Genomic DNA, 12,773 nt, shown 5'->3' on the forward strand with positions numbered 1-12,773 from the left:
CCTATGAATCGAACCTAGTGATGTAAAAAAAGTGTCTAACTTATTGACATACGAGCAGGGCGATGTCTTCACCGTTTGGATTACCAGCATCCTTGAAGTGAATGTTGCGCTTTACTTCTGCCCGAAGAGCCTGACGAACTGCATCAGGAATCTTTGGTCCGTGCTTTGGATCATCTGGTGTGTTTGGCCCAATGTGTGACTTGTGGTGCTTGTAATGGATATCAACATTAATGTTTTCACCATTAACAACCGTTTCCTTGTCAACATTTTGACCAGCGATTTCACTTGCTGAAACAAGGTCGTAACCCTTCTGACTTTCATCAGGAGCAGTGTAGGCTGCGAAGTTGCCGTCACCGTCAACCGCTTGCCAGTCACCAGCTGGGATAAAGTCGCCAGTGGCATCATCAACGAATCCATCGCGGTGGAAGTGAACAGTTTGTGTTCGATCATTAATTGAATCGGCGTCAAATTCATGACCGTCCGTATCATCAATTAAGTGGAATTGACGGGTAGCCGTCTTATCCGTGTCTGCACCATGGTTGTTGGTTGGTGTGGCAGTCTTGTACGTTACCGTCACGTCAGTGTTTTCTGCCGCATCGTTTTGTACGTCGAATGACTTTTCAGCCAATGAGCCGTTCGCTACTGGTGCGTAGTAATGCTTACCGTTTGCATCAATTGTTGCAGCAGGTGTCACAACTGACCATGATTCGGCGGAGCCAGCCTTGTATGACCAAGTGATTGGGCCATCGATTTGACCAGTTACGTAATCGTAATCAGCTTCACCGTTAGCCGTAACCGTTTCAACTTGGTCAGGAGCGACTGTCTTACCATCCGTACCAACGAAGTGGACCGTACGAGTATAGGTCTTAACCAATTGTTTCTTCACATCAGGGTTAACTGGTGGATAAACAGGGCCGTGAGGATCGACAGGTCCGACTGGGCCATCAGGGGTAATCTTACCGCTGTGGTGGTTATAAGTGATTTCTTGTTCGTAAACGTGACCGTTTACAGCAGTATCCTTATCAACATCGATGTTGGCCGTCTTTGCAGGTGTTCCGGCATCGTAACCTTCTGAAGCCTTGTCTGGTGCATCAACACCGGCAAATTCAGAAGCACCGCCACCAACGACTGTCCAGCCGCCGGCTGGGAAGAAGGCGCCAGTAGCGTCATCAACATAGCCATCACGGTGGAAGCTTAATGTTGAATCGGCGACTGAACCAGCATCAAATTCGTTGCCAGTCTTGCCATCAATCAACTTGACGTGGCGGATAACTGACTTATCCGTATCCGCACCATGGTTGTTGGTTGGCGTTGCCGTCTTGTACGTTACCGTTACATCAGCGTTCTGCGCTGCATCGTTTTGAACGTCAAATGACTTTTCAGCCAATGAGCCGTTTGAAGATGGGTCGTAGTAGTGCTTGCCGTTGGCATCGATTGTTGCCGCTGGAGTAACTACTGCCCATGATTCAGCTGAGCCAGATTTGTATGACCAAGTGATTGGACCATCGATTTGACCAGTTACGTAATCGTAATCAGCCTCACCGTAAGCCGTAACCGTTTCAACCTTATCTGGTGCAACCGTCTTACCATCTGATCCAACAAAGTGAACCGTACGAGTATAGGTTTTTACCAACTGTTTCTTCACATCCGGGTTAACTGGTGGGTAAACAGGACCGTTAGGGTTGATTGGGCCAACTGGTCCATCAGGAGTGATTTTTCCGCTGTGGTGGTTGTAAGTAATTTCCTGATCGTAAACGTGACCGTTTACTGCAGTTTCCTTATCAACGTCGATGTTAGCCGTCTTTGCAGGCGTTCCTGCATCGTAGCCCTCTGAAGCCTTGTTTGGTGCATCAACACCAGAAAATTCAGAAGCGCCACCACCAACGACTGTCCAGTCGCCGGCTGGGATAAATTCACCCGTCTTGTCGTTGACGTAACCATCACGGTGGAAGGCAAGTGTGGCGTCTGCCACAGAGTTCTTATCGAATTCTGCACCAGTCTTACCATCAATCAACTTGACGTGGCGGATAACCGACTTGTCAGTGTCCGTTCCGTGATTGTTCGTTGGTGTAGCGGTCTTGTACGTTACCGTCACGTCAGCGTTTTGCGCAGCATCATTTTGAACATTAAATGAGGTAGCGGCCAATGAACCGTTGGCTTCAGGTGCATAGTAATGCTTGCCGTTAGCATCAACCGTTGACTTTGGCGTCACAACTGCCCATTCTTCGTCAGAACCAGCCTTGTAAGACCAAGTGATTGGGCCGTCGATTTGACCCGTTACATAGTCGTAATCAGCCTCACCGTTCGCCGTAATCGTTTCAACCTGATCGTCTGTGACCTTTTTCCCATCCGTTCCAACGAAGTGGACCGTACGAGTATAGGTCTTAACCAACTGCTTCTTAGCATCTGGGTTTACTGGTGGGTAAACAGGGTCAACAGGTCCAACCGGGCCATCAGGGGTAATCTTACCGCTGTGGTGGTTGTAAGTGATTGTCTGTTCGTAAACATGACCGTTTACGGCAGTATCCTTATCAACATCAACAGTAGCGGTTGTAGCAGGCGTTCCTGCATCGTAGCCCTCTGAAGACTTGTCTGGTGCATCAACACCGGCAAATTCAGAAGCACCGCCACCAACGACTATCCAGTCACCGGCAGGGATGAACTCACCCGTCTTGTCGTTGACATAGCCATCACGGTGGAAGGCAAGCGTGGCATCAGCCACCGTACCAGCATCAAATTCTTGGTTCGTCTTGGCATCAATCAACTTAACGTGACGAACAACTGACTTGTCAGTGTCCGTTCCATGATTGTTGGTTGGCGTTGCCGTCTTGTAGGTAACGGTGACGTCAGCGTTTGTCGCTGCATCCTTTTGTACATCAAATGATGTAGCGGCCAGTGAACCATTTGAAGATGGTGCGTAGTAATGCTTGCCATCGAGATCAATCGTTGACTTTGGCGTCACAACTGCCCACTCTTCGTCAGAACCAGTCTTATATGACCAAGTAATGTTTCCGATGATTTGTTGCGTAGCGTAATCGTATTCGGCTTCGCCATAGGCGGTTACCGTTTCAACTTCATCAGGGGCAACCGTCTTACCATCATCCCCAACAAAATGAACCGTACGAGTATAAGTCTTAACCAATGACTTCAAAACAGCATCTGGAATGTCAGGGCCGTTGTTTGGGTCGTGCTTTGGCGTGTTTGGCGTGATATTGCCAGTATTGTCCTTATACCAAATCGTTTGGTCGGCTTCAGACGTTGCCTCCTTATCAGGAGTCAACGCATCCACTGAAGTCTGCTTAGCCGTATCTGGCACGTAACCTTGGGCACGGAAGTCCTTAGCGGCAACGGCAGCCATGTCAGCTGGCGTTCCCTGTACGTACCAATCCGAAGTGGCAACAAACTTGTTGGTCGTTTCATTAATATAACCATCACGGTGGAAGTGAACCGTTTGAGTTTCCTCATCCAGAGTCTTACCACTGTTTGTTTGGAAATAAATGGTACGTGAAACGTCTTTGTCTGTGTCCGTGGCATTTCCGTTCTTGGTTGCATCGTACCAAATGGTGTCTTCTTGGTTAGCAATAGCAGCGTCAGTTGCGGGGTCAAAAGTCTTATTCGCTTCCGGATCTTGACCGTCAGCACCGTCAGCCTTCACGTAGTGCGTACCATCCTTATCGATGGTTGCTGCACCGTTAACCACTGTCCACTTATCAGCAGAACCAGATTTCAAAGTCCAAGTTGGTGTTGAAACAAGCTTTTGAGTGACGTAGTCATATTCAGCATCACCATTGTAGATAATTTCTTGAATCTGAGCATCCGTCAAGTCGGCACCAGAACGATTCTTAAAGTGAACCGTCCGCTTATATTCCTTTACCAATGAATCAAGCACTGACTGTGGAATATCCGGACCGACTTTTGGATCATGCTTTGGCGTATTAGGATTAATGTTAGCTTTGTGGTGGTTATAGTGAATCTCTTGGTCAAAGACTTGGCCATTGTTGACACTGTCTTTATCGACCGAAACGCTATCCGTCTTGGCAGGCGTTCCAGCATCATATCCCTCTGAGGACTTATCAGGTGCATCGACACCAGCAAATTCAGAAGCCCCGCCGCCAACGACTGTCCAGTCACCAGCAGGAATGAAGGCACCAGTAGCATCATCAATATAACCATCACGGTGATAGCTGATTGTTGAGTCAGCAACTGAACCGGCATCAAATTCATGCCCTTCCGTATCATCAATCAACTTCACGTGGCGAATTGCCGTCTTATCGGTATCCGTTCCGTGATTATCGGTCGGCGTTGCGGTTTGATAAGTAACCGTGATATCAGCGTTTGTCGCTGCATCGTTTTGCACGTCAAAGGACATTTCAGCCAATGAACCGTTTGCTGAAGGGTTGTAGTAATGCTTACCGTTAGCGTCAATCGTTGCCTGAGGGGTAACGACTGCCCATGTTTCATCAGAGCCAGCCTTGTATGACCAAGTAATCGCACCAACAATTTGACCGGTTACATAGTCGTAATCAGCTTCACCATTGGCAGTAACCGTTTCAACTCGATCAGGAGCGACCGTCTTGCCGTCCGTTCCCACAAAGTGAACCGTACGGGTATAGGCCTTTACCAGCTGCTTCTTAGCATCTGGGTTTACTGGAGGGTAAACAGGGTCAACTGGGCCCACCGGTCCATCAGGAGTAATCTTACCCTTGTGGTGTGTGTAGAAGATGTCTTGGTTATAAGAAACACCGTTCGTGATGTCGTCTTGAGAAGGCGTCACAGCCGTCGTAGCGTTACGGTCAAAGTCGTATCCCTTAGCTGTTTCATCTGGTGTCTTAAATGCAGCAAATGAGTCATCCGTTGATGGTTCTGCTACCCATTCACCAGTTGCGTGGAAGTTTCCTTCTTCATCCTTATAACCGGCACGGGTAAATGTCAAAGTCTGAGTACGATCAGCCAAGTTATCCTGGTCAAATTCGGCATTGCCATCACTTGCGTCGCGCAAGTGAACAACCCGTTGAATCGTCTTGCTCTCAGACGTATCTGTCCCCGTCTTATAAGTAACGTTAACGTCTTCGTTCGTTGCCGCGTCGTTTTGAATGTCAAAACTCTTCTGAGCCAATGACTGGTCAGACTGCGGATCGTAATAGTACTTGCCGTCCAAGTTAATTGAAGCAGCAGGAGTTACCGCCTCCCAATCCTTATCAGAATCGGACTGATATGACCAAGTAATGTCGCCAACAATTTGACCCGTTACGTAATCATAGTCAGCTTCACCAGTAGCCGTGATTGTTTCGACTTTATCAGCCGCCAACTTCTTACCAGTGGCATCAATAAAGTGAACCGTACGGGTATAAGTCTTTGTTAACTGCTTCTTCAAGTTCGCTGGATCAACGGGTGGATAATCTGGATCAACAGGGCCAACTGGGCCGTCAGGTGTGACTTTACCAGTGTGGTGCTTGTAGAAAACGTCTTGATCATAGGACTTACCGGACGTGATATCTGCCTGTGATGGCGTAATGGCATCGGTCGTCGCAGGCTTATCCAGGTCGTAACCCTTAGCCTTCATGTCCGGTGCAGCATAACCAGCAAAGCTGGCTGAGCCATCAACAGCTGCCCAACTCGTCGTTGGCGTGAAGACACCCGTTAGTGAGTTAACTGTTCCAGAACGGTGGAAGTGAATGGTTTCAGTACGTGTTGCAATGTTGTCTGCATCAAACTCAGCGTTGCCATTTGATTCGTCACGGAGGTGCACCTTACGAGTAATCGTTTGGTCTGTATCAGTACCGTGGTTGTCGGTTGGAACGTCTGCAGCATAAATAACGTCCTCTACTTCATCGCTTTGCTTAATATCACGAGTTCCAATCCAATAACGATGTGTTCCGTTAATCGTTGGCGTTGTGTAATTCACATTATCAAGTGTGAATGACTGTGGTAGCTCATATTCGCTATATTCAGAACGAACATCGGTATCAAGTTTCCAGCTTGAGAACTCACCCGTTATCTTATTGGTAATGTAGTTTTTACTTGCAGAACGGATGAATTCGCCTGTTTCAACACGGAGCGTCTTAATAACATTGCCCTTGCTATCAACGGCACGAATGGTTTGCGTATACGTTTTACGTTCCGTCCACTTCGTGTCACGTCCCCACATGTACCAACCGCCAGGATGTTTTCCAGTATCGAAGAGTTTACGATAGGCATCCGTTGACATTCCGGGACCTTGAGGTTGATCAAGGCTACCATTTCCGATTGGCACAATGGTTGGATACTTACTATCGCCACCGGTCGCGCCATCAACAGAACCCAAATCAGCCAATGTATTGAAGTGCTGGCTAGGCAACTTAACATAAATGGTGTTTCCATCTCCCAAAAGGTCAAACATTTGGGAATCGCCAGCGGCATCCGTGGCGGCTGACATCTTAAAGCTTGAAATGTCTAAGTGATACAAGGCACCCAAGTTTTGGAACATGAACTGCATTGATGTGACTTTAGACGTATCAAAGCTACTCAAATCCAAGTTTCTCAAGGACGTATTTTGAATCGCACCCATTGAGAACATGTAGGACATATCACGTGTTCTTGACGTATCAAGCTTATCTAAGTTGGTAAAGTCCTTCAACTTACGTAAGTTGGCAAAAAGGCTGCTTGAATTAGCAGCAGCATAGACACCACGATTGAAGACGATGTGCTTAACGTTTGGGAACTTATCGAAAATCGTTCCACCCGCGTTAGTATCAGGGAAAGATCCCGTTGTCGTAAAGGTCAACGTGTCCGTACTAGTATCGTAAGTATAGTCAACACTTCCGTAGCTTCCCTTTTGCGTAGCACGCAATTCAGGTGTATCAGCTGCTTCCGTTGCCCCAGCAAATGAATACTTAACCGTGATCGTCTGATCTTTGTCATCGGCCGTTGCCTTCTGTTCAGCAACCATGGCTTGGTCAACCGTAAAGTTGGCAACGGTTGGCGTCGTTACGGCAGCATACTTACCATTGGATGAATCGGCGACTTCCCAAGTACCTTCTTTAACGACTTTTCCGGTAGCATCAACGGTGTTGACTTGCTTCCAGTTAATCGTCTGTGTGACTGTTTTGGCCATTTCTTGGTCATCATAGTCAGGTGCTACGTACTTGATGGTACGGGTAGTCGTCTTAGTGTTTGTGACTTCCTTTGTTCCCGTTGCTTCAGTCGTCGTCTGGGCGGCGGCAGCCGTCGTTTGTGCAGCTTGCGTTGACGTGGTGTTAGCAGTTGTAGCGGCCTTTGTATAAGTAACCGTTACTTCTTCATCACCCTTGTTCACATCGGCTGCTTCGGCCTTTACCTTGACAACGTCTTGACCATCTGCGGTCTTATCATCGTTTTCGGTAATGGTTTGTCCTGATGCATTCTTGGCATCAGCTTTGGTAACATCCTTACCATCAATTTGTGGCGTGGTGTAACCCTTTGATGACAAATCAAGGTCTTTGTACATCAAAGTCGCGTATTGACCATTCTGGTCAACCGCTTGCCAAGTACCTTCACTAACAACATTTCCCTGGTCATCGACTTTGTTCGTGCGAGTCCAGTTAATCGTTTGCTTGATAGGCTCCACGTTAGCAATTTCTTGCTTTGTGTCCTTATCAACCAACTTAATGGTTCGTGTCGTCGTTTTCGTCTCGACTTGATCATGGGTTGCCACTGTTTGCGTTACTTCAGACGCATTTGCAGGACCTTCAGTCGTATTGCTTGTCAATACGGCTGCGCCCCCCAAAAATGCGAAGGAAGCCATCGAAACAACAACCCAATTTTTCTTCACTTTCCGAAGATGTTTTTTATCATCGGTTTTTTGAAGAAAACGTTTGTTATACTTCATCTGCTATTCTCCTCATCCATTTAATGATGTTGACCGCCAATTAAGGGCGAAACACCAATATTAAACGACAATTAAAGTATAACAATACGGACACAATGATTACAAATAGATTACATAAGTTTTACTAAATTCTTTTAAATAAGCATTTCGATGACCGAAATGTTACAAAAGTGCTTAAAATGACATGTTTTAGTTTAGAAAAAAGCGTTCTTCCATAAAAAAAAGAAAAGAGTCGATTATCAATTTTCATTGATAGTCGACTCTTATTATTTAAGAACATGACTAACTAGAATCATGCCGTTATCTTTTACTCTTCCTGCGCGTATCGGCTTAACAATTCCTGAAAATAGTCTGCCGGACTTTGCTGTAACCAATCGTTTCTTTGCGTCGATAGTGTTACCGTGACTTTTTCTTCTTCTGACAAACCGTCTAATTGAAGTGAGAAAGTCTTGCTGTAGTCAGATGGCTGTTCCACGCGGTAACGATTAACATCATCGAAATCTGCCACGAGATACCCTGATCCATTGCCCTTAGTGACAATCAACAGCTTGCCGTTGGCCTGATCAACCCAGAGACCATCCCCTAAGTTAAAGGCATGGTTATCTTGGAACTGTTGCTTAATTCGTTCAACGGAACGATCTTGGAAGTGAGTAAATGGATTTGTTTCCCGTTCCCCTTTTTCTGGCTGATCTTCTTGAACAAAGTCATCAACGGCTGAATCCTGTTTCTGCTTCTTACGGTAGTAAGAAATCCCCCAAATAATGGCAATAATAATCAGAATGGGAATCATGTGCGTAAATAGGAAAAGCACAATCAGTAACAAGAGAAGCCAAAAAAGGACCGTTGGCATCCACGTCAAGAATAGGAAACAAAACGCAATGGCAAAAATACAAAGGATTATTAATGAAAAGAGAATCATTATCGGCCAACCTTTCTTCTTTAGTGAGATAGTGTACCACGTTTCCGATTAATAGGCGAGAAAAAGTTTTATTGTGATGTAGAAGGGGTTTCCAACTTAACGCAGATGTTTTTTTTGCGGCCTAACCTTTTCAATTAAATATAGCGTTTTATCATATTCCACCATCATCTTCCAATAATCAGATAAAATAGCCTTAGAAAACGCAAGAGAAAATCCCCATTTTTTCGTACTATTTAATGATAGACAATAATAAGAAAGGCGGACTTTCAATATGGCAAAAACAAATACGCAAGTATCCCCACCAGATTGGCTTACACAGAAGGAATTCCAAGAATTCAAGACAGAAGTTAATCAAAATTTTAAGCAGATTGAAAATCGCTTTGCCATGATCAACAACCGCCAACAATGGGCATGGAATATCACCATTCTGATTGCCCTGATTACATTAGTCATCACCATGCATCATTAACAAGACAGTTTCACTAGGAAACTAAGCGATACTCAAAAAAGGATAGCCCTATGACTATCCTTTTTCACTATTCATTTTTTTGGAGGTTACTCCGAAACGTTTCGTTTTGTCGTCGGAGTACAACATAGTAGGTTAAGTTTGACACCGCAAATAGCTCCCATGCCCACCAGGCTGAATGCCCATTGATTCGAGCAAACAGCAACAAATCCTGCAACACCTCAGTCAACCACTCATGACTAATATCAGCAAGTTGTAATTCATTGGCCATCAAGCTAAGCGCCACTTGAACAATAAAGAGTGCGATCCAACCAATTAGGTATGCTGCTCCACCCTTAGCTAGATACTCATCACGGTAAACCGGTTGCCTTTCACCATTCACCTTAACGTAGTACCGACTCCGCTTTTCAACTGTCTTAAAAGTAAAAGTCCGCGCCTGGTAAAACGCAACCAGCACGGCAGCAACAAAAGCTATCCCACAGATAAAGGCATCCCTCGCATTTTCAATCTCGACGCTGTTAAAAAATTGGTAAGAGGCAAAGACCGGGATGACAAGGTAGCGGCTTAGTTTAACTTTTTCATACTCAAACTGCTTTTTTATAAAGTAAAGTGTCACAATTATTGTGATAATGATGGAAAAACTATTCATTTTCAGTATCCTCAATTCAAAATAAAAGCCCCTTTCAACCACTAAAACTGGTTAAAGGGACTATTTAGTGGACCCGAGGGGAGTCGAATAAGTCCACTCATATCAACGTTTTAAGCTTTTTCCGCTACTTTTTCCGCTACTTCTTCTTTTTTAACTAATTAAATTACTCAAGACTTCACCAGTTTGTTCGCTAGCTTTCTTGGTAATTTCTGCATAAACATTTAACGTGATAGAAGCGTCAGCATGGCCTAGGTATGTTTGTACCTGTTTGACCGTTGCCCCTTGTTCTAATGCTAATGTTGTCCATGTATGGCGCAAGCCGTGCATACTCACACCGTTAGCCACTCCATAACTACCGCTAACTTCATGTAGCCACTTATTAGGGCGGAGGGCTTGCAATGGTTTGCCGTTGTTATTGAAAACAAAACTATCAGGCTCTTTGTTCTTGCTTAAGTTATACCATTGCGCCAGCTTTCTAACCATGTCACTGGCTACCTTGATTGTCCTTGTGCTGGTCTCTGACTTCGTGGCCTTGATGTAAGTACCACCATGTAGGCCACGGCCTAGCGCTTGTTCTATTGTGATATAGCCACCATCGAAGTTTATATGTTGCCACTGCAAGGCAAGAACTTCTTCTGTTCTCATCCCCGTGACGGCTACCAATCTCAAAAGCGTGTAAGCCTGCCTGTTAATCTGGCAATATTGACCATCTAGCACCTCGATAAAACGCTTGAACTCTTGGGCGTCCATAGCTCTCTTTTTCGGCTTGCTCTTGCGTTCCCTCGGCATATCCACCTTAGTGAACGGGTCAACGTCTATCATGTCCAGCTTAACGGCCATCTTAGTTAGTTGATTGAAGTAGCGTACCACCTTCTTATAGCTCAATATCTTAGCCTGCATTGTGTTAAGATACTCTTGTAATTCAACGGGCTTTATCTGATCAACGACAGTGTCGCCCCAACGTGGCAAGATATGCAGACTAAAGTATCTCAATACTTTAGCTAAAGTGCTCTCTTCTACAGTGTTTTGATAGGTTTTTAGCCACATTTCGTAGAGCTCCCTGACAGTAAAAACTGTTTTGGGGGCTTTTTCGTTGTATTGACTTTGTCCATTGCTAAACAGTGTTACTTCATTGTTAAACCATGCTGTCGCCTCACGTTTGCTTGTAAAGCCTCGCTTTTGTACCTTCTTTCTTTTTCCGCTGGGCTGTAGTCCCAAATAGCCGACTACTTCCCACGCTTTGCCTTTCTTGGTTTGCACCTCTTTTAATTGCATGTCACTGCCTCCATAGCACCCCAGCTATGTACAAAAGGGCAAAATATGGGGATGTCATAAAAAAAGACGTACGTTTTGACCGTCACTGACAGTCCATGAACGTCACGCCTCTTATTTTGCCACCATTTTGTCCCTCTGTACAATGTAACAGTTTTATTTATCTTTTAACTCTCTTTTAAGCCTAGCTGTTCAGACTATAAATTCGTTCAGCCTCTTCTAACTCTTCATCAGCAACTTTTAACCGCGCTTCCCGTATTTTCTGGCGATCATAGATAGCCCACGCCTCTTCTTCTGTGAGCGTCTTCTGTGTTTTGTCGCCGTTTTCTAATCTGTCCACGTCATAACCTAACTGATTAAGTAAGTCTTGAAACGCTTCCGCCTCTTCTTCAGCATAGATTGCTTTAGTTTCGTGTAGCTTGGCAGAGTATCGATAGATAACCACCCCCTGATAAAACTTGTTCATTTGCCACTTTTGGTAAAAGATAAGGCCAGCCATTACCAGTAGTAAAATTGCTATAAAAATGTTCATCGTACTCCTTTCTTGCTTTGGGTCAAAATGTGCTGTTTTTTGTGTCACTTTAAAAATCGCTGTACCCGTTGTGGCTCTAAGCTTAAAAGCTATTTGTGTCGTTTTGTGTCGGTTTTTCGCCACTTCTCTCCCCTATATATGTTTCTATTACCTTCCTCTCTCTTTATTCAATTACCTTTCTATATACTCAAAACCTAACACTTATAACACAAAATATAGTTAAGACTTAGAGTAACAAGGGGTTTCAGGTTTCAACTTTGGGCACATTCATGGCACGGTGACGCCTCTTGAGTTCTCTTGACAGTTTGCCTCTGACACGAAAACGTGCACAATCGCCATTAAACGTACTTTTCTAGGTCTAAACCCAGCCAGCTAAATTGTGGATTATTTGAGTCTCCCTCTGGATGAAGGCGGGTTCGTGTCTCCAAATACCCATTTTGTGCCACTTTTGTGTCAAAACTCTTCTTGCTCATTTTCGACTCGATTTTATTATCTCTAAGCCAATCTTCAAACCGTGAAAAAGCGACTCGCTTCGATATTCCACCGGTATATCCTTCTTCTGTCTCTCGCCTTGCTTCTAGTAAGAAAGAGCTAACTAAGTCTTGACTGTTCGCCCAGTCTTGTGTGGTTTCCTCGATTTCATCACTAACCGTCAGCTTCATATTAGCCTTGGCTGTTTGAAAGGCAGTAATACACTCAATGGCAAAGCCTCCCAGCTCCTTGATTGCTTCGGACTCATTCCACAAGGTCGCCCGGTGTCTAGCCTCTTTCGGGTTGTCTCGTACCTTAGGGGCTACAACAGGCACTAGGTGCATACGTTGGACTAAAGCGGAGCTAACCGATAACTTAGGCTTGTTATTGCTGGCAAAGATAAGTAAAGCGTACAGCTCCACACTAATTGAGTTTGATCCTTTACCCTCAACTTCTACCAAGTCGCCCCCTGTTAGCGTTTTAAGAGCGTCTGGCATGTCGATACGGGTGTCGGGGATGTCTAGGTGGATATTCGCTAACTTGTTAATCAGGTCAACCGTCCCAAAGCGGGCGCTCTTGCCATTGCTACCGGTCAGCGTGTCGATGTCTTTGGCTGTA

7 protein-coding genes are annotated in these 12,773 nt (G+C 45.2%); 1 reads left to right on the top strand and 6 read right to left on the bottom strand.

Annotation, left to right across the window (positions count from 1 at the left end; genetic code table 11):
• Positions 1-40: 40 nt before the first annotated feature.
• Positions 41-7,846, bottom strand: a complete 7,806-nt coding sequence (locus IV71_RS07185) for a mucin-binding protein (protein ID WP_056995061.1) — start codon at positions 7,844-7,846, stop codon at positions 41-43.
• Positions 7,847-8,153: 307 nt separating this feature from the next.
• A complete protein-coding gene (locus IV71_RS07190) occupies positions 8,154-8,696 on the bottom strand; it encodes a hypothetical protein (RefSeq protein WP_141559886.1) in 543 nt (180 codons plus the stop codon).
• Between the two features lie 340 nt (positions 8,697-9,036).
• Between IV71_RS07190 and IV71_RS07195 the strand changes: the two genes are divergently transcribed.
• Positions 9,037-9,234 carry a hypothetical protein gene (locus IV71_RS07195; RefSeq protein WP_010691091.1) on the top strand — a complete coding sequence of 66 codons (198 nt, stop codon included), beginning with the start codon at positions 9,037-9,039 and terminating at the stop codon, positions 9,232-9,234.
• Between the two features lie 67 nt (positions 9,235-9,301).
• Here the strand turns inward: IV71_RS07195 and IV71_RS07200 are convergent, their stop codons facing one another.
• The 4 genes from IV71_RS07200 to IV71_RS08120 form a co-directional block, all read right to left on the bottom strand.
• Entirely contained in the window at positions 9,302-9,880 is a 579-nt protein-coding gene (locus IV71_RS07200; protein ID WP_010691092.1) for a hypothetical protein, read from the bottom strand.
• Positions 9,881-10,030: 150 nt separating this feature from the next.
• A complete protein-coding gene (locus tag IV71_RS07205) occupies positions 10,031-11,155 on the bottom strand; it encodes a site-specific integrase (protein ID WP_010691094.1) in 1,125 nt (374 codons plus the stop codon).
• Positions 11,156-11,336: 181 nt separating this feature from the next.
• Positions 11,337-11,684 carry a hypothetical protein gene (locus IV71_RS07210; RefSeq protein ID WP_114636138.1) on the bottom strand — a complete coding sequence of 116 codons (348 nt, stop codon included), beginning with the start codon at positions 11,682-11,684 and terminating at the stop codon, positions 11,337-11,339.
• A 338-nt stretch (positions 11,685-12,022) separates the two neighbouring features.
• Positions 12,023-12,773: DUF5906 domain-containing protein (locus IV71_RS08120; RefSeq protein ID WP_234781185.1), on the bottom strand; the 751-nt coding region annotated here is incomplete at its 5' end.

It is taken from the genome of Fructobacillus fructosus KCTC 3544, from assembly GCF_001438695.1.
GTDB classification, from domain to species: Bacteria; Bacillota; Bacilli; order Lactobacillales; family Lactobacillaceae; genus Fructobacillus; species Fructobacillus fructosus.